The 16,882-nt window shown below is 67.0% G+C and carries 16 protein-coding genes; 7 read left to right on the top strand and 9 right to left on the bottom strand.

Features of this window, described 5'->3' with window-relative positions; all coding sequences use genetic code 11:
- Positions 1-157: 157 nt before the first annotated feature.
- The 4 genes from GO308_RS01865 to GO308_RS01850 are packed head-to-tail and all read left to right on the top strand — an operon-like array spanning position 158 to position 5,870.
- Positions 158-1,570, top strand: coding sequence for a TolC family protein (locus tag GO308_RS01865; protein ID WP_240883640.1), 1,413 nt, complete (start codon positions 158-160; stop codon positions 1,568-1,570).
- Complete coding sequence (locus tag GO308_RS01860) at positions 1,567-3,291, top strand: type I secretion system permease/ATPase (RefSeq protein WP_066673098.1); 1,725 nt, start codon at positions 1,567-1,569, stop codon at positions 3,289-3,291. Before GO308_RS01865 ends, GO308_RS01860 begins: the two co-directional genes overlap by 4 nt.
- 1 nt (position 3,292) lies before the next feature.
- A complete protein-coding gene (locus GO308_RS01855) occupies positions 3,293-4,606 on the top strand; it encodes an HlyD family type I secretion periplasmic adaptor subunit (RefSeq protein WP_231726098.1) in 1,314 nt (437 codons plus the stop codon).
- 13 nt (positions 4,607-4,619) lie between these two features.
- Positions 4,620-5,870, top strand: a complete 1,251-nt coding sequence (locus GO308_RS01850) for a glycosyltransferase (RefSeq protein WP_240883639.1) — start codon at positions 4,620-4,622, stop codon at positions 5,868-5,870.
- A 204-nt stretch (positions 5,871-6,074) separates the two neighbouring features.
- Here GO308_RS01850 and GO308_RS01845 read toward each other — a convergent pair whose 3' ends face one another.
- The 5 genes from GO308_RS01845 to GO308_RS01825 form a co-directional block, all read right to left on the bottom strand.
- Positions 6,075-6,434, bottom strand: a complete 360-nt coding sequence (locus tag GO308_RS01845) for a hypothetical protein (RefSeq protein WP_240883638.1) — start codon at positions 6,432-6,434, stop codon at positions 6,075-6,077.
- Positions 6,435-6,547: 113 nt separating this feature from the next.
- Positions 6,548-6,685, bottom strand: coding sequence for a DUF2474 domain-containing protein (locus tag GO308_RS01840; RefSeq protein WP_082731729.1), 138 nt, complete (start codon positions 6,683-6,685; stop codon positions 6,548-6,550).
- Position 6,686: 1 nt separating this feature from the next.
- Positions 6,687-7,694 carry a cytochrome d ubiquinol oxidase subunit II gene (cydB, locus tag GO308_RS01835; RefSeq protein ID WP_240883637.1) on the bottom strand — a complete coding sequence of 336 codons (1,008 nt, stop codon included), beginning with the start codon at positions 7,692-7,694 and terminating at the stop codon, positions 6,687-6,689.
- Positions 7,691-9,187, bottom strand: a complete 1,497-nt coding sequence (locus GO308_RS01830; protein ID WP_066480522.1) for a cytochrome ubiquinol oxidase subunit I — start codon at positions 9,185-9,187, stop codon at positions 7,691-7,693. The genes cydB and GO308_RS01830 overlap by 4 nt, the downstream gene beginning before the upstream one ends.
- 248 nt (positions 9,188-9,435) lie before the next feature.
- Positions 9,436-10,896 (bottom strand): oligosaccharide flippase family protein, encoded by a 1,461-nt coding sequence (locus GO308_RS01825; RefSeq protein ID WP_240885188.1) that lies wholly within the window; start codon positions 10,894-10,896, stop codon positions 9,436-9,438.
- Positions 10,897-11,149: 253 nt separating this feature from the next.
- On the opposite strand from GO308_RS01825, the gene GO308_RS01820 reads away from it, so the two are divergent.
- Entirely contained in the window at positions 11,150-12,364 is a 1,215-nt protein-coding gene (locus GO308_RS01820) for a glycosyltransferase family 4 protein (RefSeq protein WP_240883636.1), read from the top strand.
- A gap of 24 nt (positions 12,365-12,388) precedes the next feature.
- On the opposite strand, the gene GO308_RS01815 is transcribed toward GO308_RS01820, so the two are convergent.
- From GO308_RS01815 to GO308_RS01805, 3 genes are all read right to left on the bottom strand, one after another.
- A complete protein-coding gene (locus GO308_RS01815; RefSeq protein WP_066549111.1) occupies positions 12,389-13,012 on the bottom strand; it encodes an FKBP-type peptidyl-prolyl cis-trans isomerase in 624 nt (207 codons plus the stop codon).
- A gap of 206 nt (positions 13,013-13,218) precedes the next feature.
- Positions 13,219-13,425, bottom strand: coding sequence for a 30S ribosomal protein S21 (gene rpsU, locus GO308_RS01810; protein WP_066480517.1), 207 nt, complete (start codon positions 13,423-13,425; stop codon positions 13,219-13,221).
- 150 nt (positions 13,426-13,575) lie between these two features.
- Positions 13,576-13,743 (bottom strand): hypothetical protein, encoded by a 168-nt coding sequence (locus GO308_RS01805; protein ID WP_156437758.1) that lies wholly within the window; start codon positions 13,741-13,743, stop codon positions 13,576-13,578.
- A gap of 113 nt (positions 13,744-13,856) precedes the next feature.
- Here GO308_RS01805 and GO308_RS01800 point away from each other — a divergent pair, with 113 nt between their 5' ends.
- The gene (locus GO308_RS01800; protein WP_240883635.1) at positions 13,857-15,158 is read left to right on the top strand and encodes a dicarboxylate/amino acid:cation symporter; all 1,302 of its coding nucleotides are present in this window, start codon (positions 13,857-13,859) and stop codon (positions 15,156-15,158) included.
- Complete coding sequence (locus GO308_RS01795; RefSeq protein WP_240883634.1) at positions 15,155-16,444, top strand: MFS transporter; 1,290 nt, start codon at positions 15,155-15,157, stop codon at positions 16,442-16,444. The genes GO308_RS01800 and GO308_RS01795 overlap by 4 nt, the downstream gene beginning before the upstream one ends.
- Here the strand turns inward: GO308_RS01795 and GO308_RS01790 are convergent.
- The gene (locus GO308_RS01790) at positions 16,441-16,830 is read right to left on the bottom strand and encodes a response regulator (RefSeq protein ID WP_066480513.1); all 390 of its coding nucleotides are present in this window, start codon (positions 16,828-16,830) and stop codon (positions 16,441-16,443) included. The genes GO308_RS01795 and GO308_RS01790 overlap by 4 nt on opposite strands.
- Positions 16,831-16,882 lie beyond the last annotated feature (52 nt).

The following is a 16,882-nucleotide window of genomic DNA, read 5'->3' as shown; positions in this document are numbered from 1 at the left end:
TGGCTCTGGATCGAGCACCGGCCAGCGTTTCTGTAGACGCGACGCCTCAAATCACTTAACGCGCCACCGAAGTTTCGATAGGCCAGCGGGTCGAGGACAGCGTTCCTTGCAAGGTTTCCAAACGTAAAGAATGACGTACGCTTCCAAGTCTGTTGCCGTGCCATCGCGTGCGCCGTTGATCGGCGCGCTTGTGCTGGCCGCGTCGCTGGCGATGCCTGGCGCCGCCGCCGCGCAATCGCTGACGCTGCCGGGGGCGAGCCGCCGCCCCCTCGTTGTCGACACCGCCGCCGACCCGATCCTGAAACTGGGTCAGGACGGTGCGGGCGATCCGCGTTTCCGCGAAACGGTGCTGACCGCGATCGCGCGCCACCCGGCCCTGGCCGAGGTGCAGGCGCAGCTTGAGGAAGCCAAGGCGGCGAAGCGCGAGGCCCGCGCGGCGTTGCTGCCCTCCGCCGAATATTCGGTGTCCGCCTATCAGATTATCGACCGGTCGTTCCGCAACAGCCTCGACAACATCATCCAGCGATCGGTGCTCGAACGGCGTACCGACCTGACCGGACAGGTGAGCCAGCTGTTGTGGGATTTCGGCGCGACCTCCTACCGCATCGGCGCCGCCGGCGACCGGCTGCGCGCCGCCAGCGCCTCGATCGACGGCACCGCAGACGAAATCGCGCTGCGCACGATCGCGGCGTGGTACGACATCTTCGCCGGCCGCACCCTGCTGGGTCTCGCGGAGGCGTATCGCCAGAGCGTCGTCGACAACCGCGATTCGGTCAAACAGCGGATCGATCAAGGGGCGTCGGCGGCATCCGACATCGCGCGCGTCGACACCGCGATCGCCTCGCTCGACACACGCCTGGCCCGCTACCGTCGCGAGCTCGCCAATGCCGAGGCGCGCTATCAGGAGCTGACCGGCGCGCCGCCGCCGCCCAACATGACGCGGGGACCGACGCTGGGCGTCGTGCCCGCCGGCGTCGAGGCCGCGCGCGACGCCGCGGCGAACATTCCGACGGTGACGATTGCACGCGCGCAATCCGAAGCTGCGCGGCGCGAAGCCAAGGCCCTGCGCGCCGACACGCTGCCCCAGCTTTCCGCCAGCGTCGAGGGCGGACGCTACGGCGCGTTCGAGGTCACGCGCGATTATGACGTCCGTGCGCGCCTGACGCTGCGCCAGCGCCTGTTCGGCGGCATTTACGAGCGCGCCGAACAGGGCGAATCCCGCGCCGACGCCGCGCGTGCCCGCGCCGACCGCGTCCGCGAAGAAGCCGGGCGCGACGCCGCGACCGCCTATACCGACCTGATGGCGGTCGAGGCGGAACTGGCCAGCCTGGCCTCGGCCTATGTCGCCAGCCGCCAGACGCGCGATGCGCTCACCACCCGCTTTCTCGCGGCGCGGGGCAGCCTGCTCGACGTGCTAGCCGCCAACGACACCTATTTCGGCACCGCGGCAGCCTATATCCAGGCGATCGCGGGGCGCGACGCCGCGCGATATGTGCTATTGTCGCGTACCGGCAGGTTGCTGACCGCGCTGGAAATTCCCTCGGCCGCCGAAGAAAGACCGTTGCCATGAGCGATCCGCAGGAGCTGGTCGAAGCCCCCCGCAAGCGATTTGCCGAGTGGCTGATCGAGCCGATGATGCGCAATCGCGCGACCTATGCAAAGGTCGCGCTCGCCGCGCTGCTGATCAACATCTTCGGGCTCGTGTCGTCGCTGTTCTCGATGACGGTGTACGACCGCGTGCTGCCCAACAACGCGATTTCGTCGCTGGTCGGGCTCAGCATCGGGCTTGGCCTCGTCATCATCTTCGACTTCATCCTGCGTTCGCTGCGCGCCTATTTCGTCGACGTGGCGGGGGTGAATGTCGACCGCGAGATCGGTGAAAAGGCTTTCGAGCGCCTCGTCGCGATGCCGCTCAACGCGCGGCGGGGTTCGACCGGCGCGCTGGCCGGCACGATGCGCGAGCTGGAGACGCTGCGCGATTTCTTCACCTCGGCCACGCTGACCGCGATGATCGACGTCCCGTTCATCCTGCTGACCCTGGCGGTGATCGCGCTGATCGGCGGCTGGGTGGTGGCGGTGCCGCTGGCGATGGTCCCGCTGACCATCATCGCGGGCGTCGCGACGTTTCCGGCCATGGACCGCCTGGCGAGCGAGGCGATGCGCGAGGGTCTGAACAAGCAATCGGTGCTGGTCGAGGCGATCGGCGGCATCGAAACGGTCAAGTCGAGCGGCGCCGGCGACCTGCTCGGCCAGCGCTGGCTGCGCACGATCGACAGCTATTCGGACATGGCGACGCGCCAGCGCCTGCTCGCCAATATCAGCACCAATGTCGCCAATGCCGCCCAGACGATCTCGTTCGCGGGTGTCGTGATCGTGGGCGTGCTGCTCGTCGAAACGCGCGACCTGACGCTCGGCGGGCTGATCGCGTGCTCGCTGCTGTCCAGCCGTGCGGTCGCGCCGCTGGCCCAGATCGCCCAGCTGCTGTCGCGTATCACCGCGACGCGCACGGCCTACAGCGTGCTCAACCCGTTCATGAGCGAGGACCCCGGGCTGGTGACCGGCCTGAAGCCCGCGGTGATCGAGGGCGCGGTCGAGTTCCGCAACGTCAGCTTCCGCTATCCTGGCGCAAAGGAAGACGCGCTCGACAAGCTCAACCTCAAGATCAATGCCGGCGAGCGCATTGCGCTGCTCGGCCGGGTCGGGTCGGGCAAGTCGACGATCGCGCGCCTTGCGCTCGGCCTCTACACCGCCACCGATGGGCTGGTGATGGTCGACGGCACCGACATCCGCCAGATGGACCTGCCGACGCTGCGCCGCCATGTCGGCGCGTCGCTGCAGGAAAGCGTCCTGTTCACCGGGTCGATCCGCGACAACATCGCACTCGGCCGCCGCCAGGTCGATGACGAGGAGATGCTGCGCGTCGCCCGGTTGACCGGCGTGCACGATTTCATCGGCCGGGTCGCCAACGGCTATGACCTGACGCTCGCCGACCGGGGCGAAAGCCTGTCCGGCGGCCAGCGCCAGAGCATCGCGCTCGCGCGCGCGCTGGCGGGCAGGCCCAGATTCCTGGTGCTCGACGAACCGACGAGCGCGATGGATTCCGAAAGCGAGAACCAGTTGATCAGTCGGCTGGAAGAAGAGACCCGGGGCCGCACGCTGCTGGTCATCACCCACCGTATGCCGCTGCTTCGCCTGGTCGATCGCGTCGTCATCATCACCGACGGCAAGGTCGCGGCCGACGGCCCGCGCGATGAAATCCTGCGCCGCATCACCCGCCCGGTAGCCGCCTGACATGAACATGCAATCCACCGCCCTGGTCGTCGTCCCCCAGCCGTTGCACAAGACGCCGGCACGGTCGTCCAACCTGCTGCTCTGGGTCATCGTCGGCATGATCGTCGTGCTGGTCGGCTGGGCGGCGCTGACCCAGATCGACCGGACCGTGAACGCGTCCGCGCGCGTCGTGCCGACCGCGCAGCTCCAGCGCGTTTCCAATCTGGAGGGCGGCATCGTCGCCGCGATCCTGGTCAAGGCGGGGGACACGGTGGCGACGGGCACCCCCCTGGTCCAGCTCGACCAGACCGAAACGGGTGCGGCGCTGGGCAGCAACAGCTCGACGGTCAATGCGCTGTCGGTGAAGGTGGCGCGGCTCGAAGCCGAGATTGCAGGCCGCACGCCCGTTTTCCCGAACGCGGAGGATGCCGCGACGCGCGAGCAGATCGGCATCGAGCGGTCGCTCTACATCTCGCGCCAGGCGGATTATGCCAGCCTGACGTCGGCCGCCCGCGCACGGATCGCGCAGGCCGAGCGCGCGGTCGCGGAGGCCGAGGGCCGGCTGTCGGCACTGCGCGTGTCGCGCAATTCGGCGATCGAGCAGGCGGACCTGCTCCGCCCGCTGGTCGAAGCCGGGGTCGAGCCCCGCCTCAGCCTGATGCAGGCCGAACGTACCGCCAATGTCGCGTCCGAGGAAGCCGCCGCAGCGCAAGCGACGGTCTCTCGCGCGCGCGCCAGCGTCACCGAGGCGCGCGCCGCGCTCGCCCAGGCGCAGCAGGAGTGGCGATCGCAGGCCGCGGGCGAGCTTGCCGCCGCGCAGGCCGAACTGATCACCCGCCGCCGGACGCTGCCGGCGCTGCGCGACAAGGTCCAGCGCACGCTGGTCCGCTCGCCGCTGCAGGGCAAGGTCAACCGGGTTTTGGTCAACACCGTCGGCGGCACCATCCGCCCCGGCGAACCGCTGGTCGAAATCGTGCCGTCGGAAAGCGGCCTGACGGTCGAGGCGGCGGTACGGCCGCAGGATATCGCCTTCATCCGCCCGGGCCAGCGCGCGCTGGTCAAGCTGACCGCCTACAATTTCTCCACCTATGGCGGGCTCGACGGCGTGGTCGAGGGGATTTCGCCCGACGCGATCGTCAACGAACGCACCGGCGACACGCATTATCTGGTGCGCGTGCGCACCAAGGAAGCCGGGATCCGCGACGCGGCGGGCAACATGCTGCCGATCACGCCGGGCATGATCGCCGACGTCGCACTTATCGGCGACAAAAGGTCGGTGCTCAGCTATTTCCTGACGCCGTTCACGCGGCTGTCGGAAACCGCGTTCCGCGAATGATCCTTCGTCGCGCATGAAGATCCTGCTGGTTCACCAGAACTTCCCGGCACAGTTCGTCCATCTCAGCCCCGAACTGGCGCGGCGCGGGCACGAGGTCGCGGCGCTGTCGATGATCGACGTGCCGCCGATGCCGGGCGTCACCGGCTATCGCAGCATCGCCAAGGTCGGCACCAAGTCCGAGCACCAATGGGCGCTCGACACCGAAGCCAAGCTGATCCGCGCGCACGCCGCAACGGTGAAAGCGTCGGCGATGCGGCGCGACGGCTATGTGCCCGACGTGATCGTCGCGCATCCCGGCTGGGGCGATACCCTGTTCCTCAAGGATGTGTGGCCCGAGGCGCGGCTCGCGCTCTATTGCGAGTTCTTCTACGGCTACAAAGATTCCGACCACGATTTCGATCCCGAGTTTCCGCCGGTCAAGGACGAGATCGAGCATCGCTGCGGCGTGAAGGTGAAGCAGCTGCCCCAGCGGCTGATGTTCCCGATGGCCAATGCCGGGATTTCGCCCACCCATTTCCAGGCGTCGAGCTATCCCAGGCCCTTTGCCGACCGGATCACCGTCATCCACGACGGCATCGACACCGACAAATTGCGGCCGCGCGACGACGGCCATATCAAGTTCGCCAGCGGCACGTCGCTGACGCGCGCGGACGAAGTCGTGACCTTCGTCGGCCGCAATCTCGAGCCCTATCGCGGCTATCACATCTTCATGCGCGCCCTGCCCGAGCTGCAGCGGCTGCGCCCCAGGGCGCATTTCGTCATCATCGGCGGCGACGGCGTCAGCTATGGCCGCGCGGCGGACAAGGGCACGACGTGGAAGGAAACCTTCCTCAACGAAGTGCGCGCGCAACTCGACATGTCGCGCATCCATTTCGTCGGGCGGCTGAATTACGCGGTGTTCACCGAAGTGTTGAGCCTCAGCCGGCTGCACATCTACCTCACCTATCCCTTCGTCCTGTCGTGGAGCATGCTGGAGGCGATGGCGCTGGGCGCGCCGATCCTGGGCAGCGACACCGCGCCAGTCCGCGAGCTGATCCGCGACGGTGAGAACGGGATGCTGACCCCCTTTTTCGAGCCCAAGGCGCTGGCCGAACGCGCGGCGATGATGCTGGCCGACGATGGCTTGCGCGCCCGGCTAAGCGCGAACGCGCGCCAGACGATCGTCGACGGCTACGACCTCAAGACCCGCTGCCTGCCCCGCCAGATCGAATGGGTCGAGGGGTTAGAGAAGCTGGACCCCCTACCCCCGATGTTCGAGGGGTAGCCCCCCGTGGCGGGGCGAGGTGGTTGGGCACGCAATCTCCCGCCGCTGACGAGTCTCGAAGCGGGCGTTGAAGCTCGCCTGCGTAGCCAGCGCGAGCCGAGGCGCCAATCAGCAACCGATCGGTCTGAGGTGCTCGTCTGCTTTTGAGGCCGCCGAGGGTAGGCGCGAATGGCAGGCTGTGGGTGGTTTGCTGACAACTGCAATCTACGGGCTTGCTTCGTATTCGACCCGCTCCGCGATCCAGCAATCATCGCCCCATAGGTTTTCTTTCATGCACTTGTCGAACATTTCGAAAGTGACCTGATCGCGACGTAGTTGCCCCTCTTCAGAACTCTCAGCGATTAAGCAGAGTGCCTGATGAAACGCCCAGTTCGCTAGGTTCGTCCACTCATCCTCTGGAGTCCAATCCTCTGTTGGCTCACAGTCGGCTTCGATGTTGCGATAAACGTCGACCAAACATGGGTTCGCCTCGAAGCATGGCACCCCATCCTTGGGACGGATGTGCACGTTCAGCGGCCAACGGTCGCGCGTCCGCTCAAACAGTTTAATTTTCTCAAGTGCCATCGAAGCGAATGAACATCAAAATGCTTTGTCTGGAAAGGGGTCGCAAGCCGCCTCTCCGCTTTTGATCTACCGACGCCCAGAAGCGGCCATCAACCCGCCAACTCAGGCACCCCCTACCCCACCAGCCAGCGGCGCAGCACGAACGCCACCGCGCCCAGCACCGCGACGCTCGCCCCCCAGATCGCCGCGAGCCACGCCAGCCGCCGCCAAAGCGGCTGGCGGTCGGCGGGAAGCTCGGGCAGGCGGGGCATCTCAGTGATAGCCCTCGACGCCCACCTTGCCGCGGAACACCCAATAGGCCCAGCCGGTATAGGCCAGGATCAGCGGGATCAGCACGGCGGCGCCGACCAGCATGAACCACTGGCTGGCCGCGGGCGCGGCGGCGTCGACGATCGTGACGCTTTCGGGGATGATGTAGGGGAACATGCTGATGCCCAGCCCGATGAAGCTCATCAGGAACAGGGCGAGCGCGAGCAGAAAGGGCCGCACCTCACGCCGCTTCTTGAGCGAGCGATAGAGGGCGAAGGCGGTGATGCCGACCAGCAGCGGCACCTGCGACGTCGCCAGGATCGCCGGAAACTCCAGCCACTTGGCGCGATAGTCGTAATTGAGGCCCAGCGTCATCAGGCTGACCAGCGCGATCGCGACCAGGGTCAGCACGCCTGCCCGCCCCGCCAGCCGAAACGCATGATCCTGCGTCCCACCATCGGTTTTCCAGATGAGCCAGGTCGCCCCCAGCAGCGCATAGCCCGCGACCAGGCTTGCCCCCGTCAGCAGGCTGAACGGGCTGAGCCAGTCGAGCCAGCCGCCGGCATAGGCGCGGTCGGCGACCTTGATCCCCTGAAGCAACGCGCCCAGTGCCACGCCTTGCGAGAATGCCGCCATAATCGACCCGCCGGTGAACGCGGCGTCCCACGCCTTGCGGTGGGCCGGGTCACGCCAGCGGAACTCGAAGGCGACGCCGCGAAAAATGAGCGCGAGCAGCATCGCGATGATCGGCGGATAGAGCGCGGGCAGCACGATCGCATAGGCGAGCGGAAAGGCGGCGAACAGCCCGCCGCCGCCGAGCACCAGCCAGGTTTCGTTGCCGTCCCATACCGGCGCGATCGCGTTCATCGCCTTGTCGCGCTCATCGCCGACCTCGAACACCGGGAACAGGATGCCGATGCCCAGGTCGAAGCCGTCCATGACGACATAAGCGAACACGGCAAAGGCGATCAGGAACGCCCACACCATCGCCAGCGTCGGATCGACGGTCATTCCGCCGGCTCCAGCTGGCCGACCTGGCGCCCCTGGGCCGGGCCGGGGGTGATGCCGGCGGTGCGGATCGGCCCCTCCTCATCGATGCGGGGTTCGTGCAGCTGCACGCCCTTGCCCATCAGCTTCAGGATATACCAGGTGCCAAAGCCAAACACCGCGAAATAGACGATGACGAAGGCGACCAGCGACGCACCGACCGCGGGGGCAGCGAGCGGGGACGCGCTCTGCGCGGTCGTCAGGAAACCATAGACGGTATAGGGCTGGCGGCCGACCTCGGTTGTCACCCACCCCGCGATCACCGCGACGAAGCCCGACGGCCCCATCACGATCGCCGCGCGATGCAGCAGCGGCCAGTCGAACAGCTTGCCGCGTGCACGGGCGAGCAGGCTCCACAACCCGAGGCCAAGCATCGCGAAACCGATGCCGACCATGATGCGGAACGACCAGAACAGGATCGCCACCGGCGGCTCCTTGTCATCCGGCACCGTGTCCAGCCCGGCGAGCGGCGCATCGAGTTCGTGCTTGAGGATCAGCGACGATGCCTTGGGCACCTCGATCGCATAATCGATGCGCTTCTCGGCCGGATCGGGGATGCCGAACAGGATCAGCGGCGCGCCGTCTGGGTGGCTGTCATAATGCCCCTCCATCGCCATGATCTTCGCGGGCTGATGCTCCAGCGTGTTGAGGCCGTGCAGGTCGCCGGCGAAGATCTGGATCGGCGCGACGATCGCCGCCATCCACATCGCCATCGAGAACATGACGCGCGCCGCCTCGCGCGAGCGGGGCAGCTCGGGATGCTCACGCACCTCGACCGGATCGTCGCCATCGACGTCCGGCCTGTCCTCGCCCCGGCGCAGCTTGAGCAAATGCCACGCCCCGACCGCGCCCACCACGAGCGCGGTGGTGAGGTAGGCGGCAATGACCGTATGGACCAGCCGATAGGGAAAGCTGGGGTTGAAGATGATCTCGATCCAGCTGCCGGCGGGGACGAACTGGCCGACATCGTTGATCGCGAAGCCGGTGGGCGTGTGCATCCAGCTGTTGACGCTCAGGATCCAGAAGGCGGAGATGAAGGTCCCGATCGCGACCATGCAGGTGGCCGCGAAGTGCAGCTTGCGCCCGACCCGCTCCATGCCGAACAGCATGACGCCGAGGAATCCCGCCTCGAGGAAGAAGGCGGTGAGCACCTCATACGCCATCAACGGCCCGATCACCGGCCCGGCCTTGTCGGAAAACACCGACCAGTTGGTGCCGAACTGGTAGGACATGACGATGCCGGACACGACGCCCATCGCGAATGCGACGGCAAAGATCTTCACCCAGAATTTGAACAGGTCGAAATAGACCTGCCTGCCGGTGCGCAGCCACAGCCCCTCCAGCACCATCAGATAGCTGGCAAGCCCGATCGAAAAGGCCGGGAAGATGAAGTGGAAACTGACCGTGAACGCGAACTGGATTCGCGCCAGCACCACGGGATCGAAACCGTCAAACATCGCGCACTCCGCACGTCCAAACGGCGTTTCCGGCTCCTCTGCCGATCGGGCGTGACGACGCTGTCGGCCGCATCACCATGAACGGCATATAGGCACGCGCGGCCCTGATTGCGACGCCGACTTTAGGCCACGGTGCGCAACCGCCGCCATCCTGCTGTCGGTGGCCACACCCCACGCGCCTATCGCCGTCCGCCAGTCGCCGGCGCGCTCGATCATCGCCGTGATTGCCGCCGCGGCGGACCGGTCGATCACGCATTGCCGCGCTGCAGGCGCAGCCGCCCTCTCATCACGCGCAACGCATGGCCGATTTCCAGCAGCAGCGGATGGCGGACGATCCTGAGCGCCACGATCCACGCGAGCAGGGTCAAGAGCGCGATCTGGGCCAGTACCGCGAGCGGCACATCCGCGCGCCATCCGCTGATCGACATGATCGCGACCATGGGGATGAGCGTCCCCAACGCAATCAAGAGGTTGCGCCCGATCACCCGGCCGATCTCGGCTGCCGTCACGCCGGTCAGCCGGCACATGTGCGGCAGGTACAGCGCCGCCGCGACGGTGGATTCGATCGCACGCCCGAGCGCAGCAGCCTCCAGGCTGATCAGGCAACCCGCGGAAATCAGCACCAGCCCGAGCAGGGATCGAAACCCTTCATAGCGTGCCTGACGCGCGAGTTCGTCGCGAAGGGTGAACAGCTCATAGCTCATCGCGAACAACATCGTGACGGCCTGCGCGACCATCAGGATCGTCAGCACCGGTGCCGCGGCGAGCCAGCGCGGACCGAAGGCATGCTGGATGATGGGCCCCGCCAGCGCCGCGACCGTCAGCAGAAAAGGCCACATGATCGCCAGCAGCATGTCGAGGCCGCGCAGATAGGTCGCGCGAAGCTCGCCGGTCGAGCGGTTGTCATGCGCCAGCTTCGCGAACAGCACGCGTGCGGCAACGCCGAAGATGTTGCTGTAGATCGCGGTGTAGAGCGTGCTGGCGCGCGTGAAGATGCCCAGCGCCGCCAGCCCCATGACCCGGCCCATGACCAGCTCGGTCATCCGCATCGACAGGACCGAGACGCCGCCGATCGACATGACGCGAAGGCCGAAGGGCACGATCCGTCGCCAGTCGTGAAGCCCCGGCCGCATCATCAGATGGCCCGGCAGCGCCAGGTTCATGCCGACCGCACCGATCAGCGCATAGGCGATCGCACCATAGGCCGCGCTCAGATAGCTGGCGCCGAGCAACACCGAGACGATCGTGACCGTCGTCGACCCGATGGCGCGGAGCATCAGCACGATCGACACCGGCTTGAATCGCATTTCGCGCTGCAACAGGGCCGCTGGCAGGAATTCGAAGATGCCGATCAACGGCACGATCGCCAGCAGTTTGAGGACGTCGGCGACACCGGCCTCGGTGAACAGCGCCGCACCCGCGAAGCTGGCCAGATAGGTAACGACCGCCAGCAACAATGCGAGGAGCGCGTTGACCGTGAAGACCGACGACAGGGTCGGATCGGTCAGTTCGATCTCGCGGGTCACGAAATGGCCAAGACCAAAGGCGGCAACGATCTGAAGGATGCCGGTGGTCGCAAGTCCGACCGCATAAATCCCCATCTCACGCGGCGTCAGCGTCCGCGCGAGCACGACCATGGCCACGACCATCGCGATGACGGACAGCGACTGCCCGCACAGGGACCAGACCAGGGATCGTCGGACGGACATTGTCACCACTCAAAAAATGCGGGCGTCCAACCGGTGACGCTTTCGCCGCGACGGCATCGCGACCTGCCGTCGCGCATGACGGTCCTCGGGTCGCGGGCAAGTCGCCTCATCCGCCCTTAGATTGCGGGGGGTAAATGGACAAGGGCGCGTGGCCGATCGGCCCTGCGGTTGCCCGGCGCGGCACGCTCGTCTATGCGCCGCCCATCCCCGGCGCGCGGCCGCGCGCGCAGCACAGCCCCGGATCTCACCCGCGATGAATCCCGCCTCCCCCGCCCCCGCCGACCTGCCGAATGCAGGCGTCGACACGCCGTTTGCACGGTTGCTCGCGCGGTTGCCGCGACGGTTGCGCGGACCCGGCTATGCGCTGCTGCGTCGCCCGGCCCTGCGCGCGATCGCTGCCGACCGCTCGACCCGGCCCCTCGCGCTTCTCGCCACCCACGACCTGAGCCGCAGCGGCGCACCGCGCACCGTGCTGGAAATTGCCGCGCCGCTCCTCGAACAGGGATATCGCGTCATCGTGTTCAGCATGGCCGAAGGGCCGATGCGCGGGGCGTTCGAGGAACTGGGCATCCCGGTGCTGATCGATCCCACGCCGGGTGCGACATCGGCCTATCTGCGCGACCTGGCCGATCGCGCGACGATCGCACTGTGCAACACCGTCGTTACGGCGGGCTTCGTCGCCGCCTGGGGCGACCGCGTCCCGACGATCTGGTATCTGCACGAACTCAGCCTGCTCAAGGACCTGATCGATCGCGGCCGGCTGCGCCTGCCCTTCGCGCGTGCCGCGCGGGTCTGGTCCGGGAGCGAGATCAGCGCGGCGATCGCGCGTGCGGGCAGAGCCGATGTCAGCGTCTTCCCCTATGGCATGGCGCCGATCGGCGAAGCGCCGCCGCCGCGCACCGACGGACGGCTGAGGATCGGGGTGTTCGGATCGGTCGAAGCGCGCAAGGGCCAGGACCTGCTCGCCGACGGCCTCGAATTGCTGAACCCGGTGCAGCTTGCCGAGCTCGACGTCCGCGTCTTCGGCCGCGTGCTCGATCCCGCGTTCGCCCGGCCGGTGCTCGCGCGCGCCAAGGCACAGGGCCTGTTCGACTATGGTGGCGAGCTCGATGCCGCGAGCTGTCATCGCGCCATGCTCGACGTCGACGCGGTTCTGGTCTGCTCGCGTGAGGATACGCTGCCGCTCGTATCACTCGATGCGCTGGGCTGCGGCCGCGTGCTCATGCTGCTGCCCGGCGTCGGCACCCGCAACTGGATCACCGACAATGTCAGCGGATTGATCGCCGCGGATGCCAGCGGACCGGCGGTGGCCGAACTGCTTTCGCGCGCGCTCGCCACCCGCGCGCGGCTGCCCGAAATCGCCGCGGCCGGCCGCGACGTGTTCGACCGGCATTTTTCCCAGGCCGAGTTCCGGCAGCGGCTGCTCGCCGAGATCGCCGAGCTGACCGGCGGCGCCGGATCGGCCTAGCCGCCGATCAGGCCGTCGCGCGGGTCAGCGCACGCCCGGGGGCGGGCCGCCGGGACCGCCGGGGCCGCCCGGAATGCCCTGTTGCTGGAGCTGCTGCTGCATCTGCATCTGACGAACGACCGCCTCGGGCACGAAGTCGATCATCTCGACATCGAAGATCAGCAGCGAGTTGGCCGGCATGGCCTCGCGCCCGGTTTGCGGGTCGGTACGCGCCTCCGCGCCATAGGCCAGCTCGGGCTTGATCCAGAAGCGGAACTTGGCGCCCTTCGGCATCAGCTTCAGCCCCTCGCCGAAACCGGGAACGACCTGCGCCGGCGACATCGGGGTCGGCTGGCGGCTGGCGTCAAAGGTCTCGCCGTTGCGAAACGTGCCGGTGTAGTTGATCAGCGTCAGGTCGGTGTCGGTCGGGGTCGGCCCCTCGCCCGGCTCGATCACGCGATATTGCAGGCCGCTCGCGGTCTCGACGACGCCCGGTTGGCCACGATTCCACGCCAGGAACTGTTCGTTGGTGCCGCGCGTCGCGACCACACTCGCGGTCCCCTGCCACGCCAGCGCCACCCCCGACAGGATGGCGGCCGCGATGCCGATCCACAGCCAGACGAGATAGCGTCGCTTGGTCGGTGCGATGGGGACGGCAGTGATCGACATGGAGGTTTCCCGATTTGGTGACGGTGCGTCGCGGCGGGCAAATTGCGCGAATTGCCGCGAAGGGCAAGGGCGTCGACGCCCGACCGCATCAAAAACGCGCAAGAAAAAGGGAGCGACACGATGATCGTGCCCCTCCCTGTTTCGATACTCAGGTCATCGATCGATCGATTTGCGCGACATCTGTGCCGCGAAAACCGCAAATCCGATCAACGGACGCCGTCGCGCTCCGCACGCTTGCGGTCCATCTTGCGCGCCCGGCGGATCGCGGCCGCACGCTCGCGCGCGCGCTTCTCGCTCGGCTTCTCATAGTGACGACGGAGCTTCATCTCGCGATAAACGCCTTCACGCTGCAGCTTCTTCTTGAGCGCCCGCAGCGCCTGGTCGACGTTATTGTCGCGCACGATGATTTGCATAAAGCCGTCGGACTCCGAATTTGTTCTCAACAGAGAATCTGGTTCTCAATAGAATAGGGTTCGCCGGAACGCGGGTTCGCGACGTTATCGCCGCCCCTAACAGCGTTGCATGTCGATTTCAAGCGATTCCGCCCACAGGCGGCACGCCGATCAGCGGCGGCGCTCGACCACCCATTTCCGCTTGGCCAGACGGCGCATCGGCACCCCGCAATGGGCGCACCGGCTGACATACTGGTCGCCATCGGGGACGGCGCGCGCCGCATCGCGCTCATGACGGCCCTGAACGCAACCCACCAAACCGACAACGCGACTGATCATCACAACGACCGCTCGAACAATCTACAAGGTGGCGCCCGCTAGCCGATCGGCGCGCGCTTGCAAAGTGCATCGTTGCGCCGCCCGCCAAGTCGGGCCAGAAAGGGGCGCAATCCATGGTCACCCCCGTCGATCCCCCTGTCGCGCCGGCCGCACCTTCCGCCAGGCCGCGCTGGTGGCGACATCTTTACATCCAGGTATTGGTCGCGATCGCGGCCGGGGCGATCGTCGGCCATTTCTGGCCGGATTTCGGTACCGCGCTCAAGCCGCTGGGCGATGCGTTCATCAAGCTGGTCAAGATGATCATCGCACCCGTCATCTTCCTGACGCTGGTCACCGGCATAGCGGCGATCCGCGACCTGGCCGAAGTCGGGCGCGTCGCCGGCAAGGCATTTGCCTATTTCATCACCGTCTCGACGCTGGCGCTGGTCGTCGGGCTGATCGTCGCCAACACGGTCCGGCCCGGTGCCGGGCTGAACGTCGATCCCGCGACGCTCGATCCCGCCGCGACCGCCGACTATTCGGCCAAGGCGCACGAGACCACGCTGACCGGATTTCTGCTCGACATCATTCCGACCACGCTGGTCAGCCCGTTCACGGGCGGCAACATCCTCCAGGTCCTGCTGGTATCGATCCTGTTCGGCGTCGCGTTCGTGCTGGTCGGCGATCGCGGCCAGCCCGTGCTCGACCTGCTCGAGCGGTTGAGCGCGGTCGTATTCCGGATCGTCGGGTTGTTGATGCGGCTGGCACCGATCGGCGCATTCGGGGCGATCGCCTTCACCATCGGCCAGTACGGCCTTGAAAGCCTGGTCGGCCTGGGCAAGCTGGTCGCGACCTTCTATGCGACGTCCCTTCTGTTCGTGCTGCTGGTGCTGGGCGCGATCGCACGTGCGGCCGGTTTCTCGATCCTCCGGCTCATCCGCTATCTGCGCGCCGAGCTGCTGCTGGTGCTCGGCACCTCCTCGTCGGAGGCGGCGCTGCCGGCGCTGATCGGCAAGATGGAGGACGCCGGCTGCGCCAAGGCGGTCGTCGGCCTGGTCGTCCCGACCGGCTACTCCTTCAACCTCGACGGCACCAACATCTACATGACGCTGGCCGCGCTGTTCATCGCACAGGCGACCGGCGTCGAACTGAGCCTGGGCGACCAGCTGCTGCTGCTCGGCGTCGCGATGCTGAGTTCCAAGGGCGCGGCCGGCGTGACCGGGGCGGGCTTCATCACGCTCGCCGCCACGCTGTCGATCGTGCCGTCGGTGCCCGTCGCCGGCATGGCGCTGATCCTGGGCGTCGACCGCTTCATGAGCGAATGCCGCAGCCTGACCAACTTCATCGGCAACGCGGTCGCGACCGTCGTCGTCGCGCGCTGGGAGGGCCAGCTCGACCGGGCGCAGCTGGATCGCGCGCTTGCACGGTCGACATGAGCGGTGCGGCCCCGGCGCGGTCGACACGGCTACGTTCGATCATCGGCGGATCGGCGGGCAACCTCGTCGAATGGTATGACTGGTACGCCTATGCGGCGTTCACCCTTTACTTCGCGCCGCATTTCTTTCCCGCCGCCGATCCGACGGTGGAGCTGCTCCAGGCGGCCGGGGTTTTCGCGCTCGGTTTCCTAATGCGGCCGATCGGCGGCTGGCTGATGGGCGTCTATTCCGACCGCCACGGCCGCAAGGCCGGGCTGACCCTTTCGGTCACGCTGATGTGCGCCGGATCGCTGTTGATCGCGGTGACGCCGGGCTATGCAACGATCGGCATCGCGGCGCCCGCTTTGCTGCTGCTCGCGCGGCTGATGCAGGGGCTGTCGGTTGGCGGCGAATATGGCGCGAGCGCGACCTATCTGTCCGAGATGGCGGGCGAGAAGCGACGGGGATTCTTCGCCAGCTTCCAGTATGTCACCTTGATCGCGGGGCAGCTGCTCGCCTTGGGCGTGCTCCTGATCCTCCAGCGCGTCATGGCCGCCGACGCGCTCGAAGCCTGGGGCTGGCGCATCCCGTTTGCGATCGGCGGGCTGCTCGCGATCAGCGTGTTCTGGCTGCGGCGCGGACTGGCTGAAACCGAAAGCTTTCGCAATGCCGACCCCGCAGCGACACGGCGCTCGGGTTTCGTCGCCCTGCTGCGCGAACATCCGCGTGAGACGTCGACGGTGATGCTGCTGACGGCCGGCGGCACGCTCGCCTTCTACGCCTATTCGATCTACATGCAGAAATTCCTGGTCAACACGTCGGGCTTCTCGAAACCGACCGCATCGGCGATCAGCGCGGGCAGCCTCTTCGGCTTCATGCTGCTCCAGCCGATCGTCGGCGCGCTGTCGGACCGGGTCGGGCGCAAGCCGCTGATGGTGGCCTTCGGGGTGCTCGGCGTCGCCTTCACCTGGCCGATCTTCACCACGCTGGAAACGGTCCGCGATCCCTGGCTCGCCTTTGCGATCGTGATGGGCGCGCTCGTCATCGTCAGCGGTTACAGCGCGATCAGCGGCGTGGTGAAGGCGGAGATGTACCCGGCGCACATCCGCACGCTCGGCGTGGCGCTGCCCTATGCCGTGGCCAACGCGGTGTTCGGCGGGACTGCGGAATATTTCGCGCTATGGCTGAAGAACGCCGGGTGGGAGCGCGGCTTCTACCTCTATGTCACGGTGATGATCGGCGTCTCGCTGATCGTCTATCTGCGCATGCGCGACACCCGCCGCCACAGCCTGATCGTCGAGGACTAGAGCAGCATCCCGTCGCCGCCGCGCGTCGCGATGATCCGGCCGATCGCCTCGAACAGCGCATCCATCGCGACCGGCTTGAACAGCACCTCGTCGGCGCCGACCTCCAGGCAGCGTTCGCGCAGGTCGACCGCCGCATCCGCGGTCACCACGATCACCGGCACATGTGCCTTGGCGTCGGCGCGGGCGCGGATGCGGCGGATCGCCTCCATCCCGTCCATGCCGGGCATGCGCAGGTCGACGAGCACGACGTCGAACGCCTCCTCGTCGATGCGCTGCAGTCCTTCTTCGGCCAGCGACGCCTCGACCATCGTCGCACCCGCGACGTCGAGCATGTCGCGGACGACCCGCCGATTCATCGGATCGTCCTCAATGAACAAAATGTTCACGACCCTTGCTCCGATCGTGACGGCCAGGCGGTTTTGCGCTTCATCTTGCCTC

The sequence above is a fragment of the Sphingomonas sp. SFZ2018-12 genome (assembly GCF_022496715.1).
GTDB lineage: Bacteria > Pseudomonadota > Alphaproteobacteria > Sphingomonadales > Sphingomonadaceae > Sphingomonas.
This window is presented reverse-complemented; position numbering and strand designations above follow the sequence as displayed.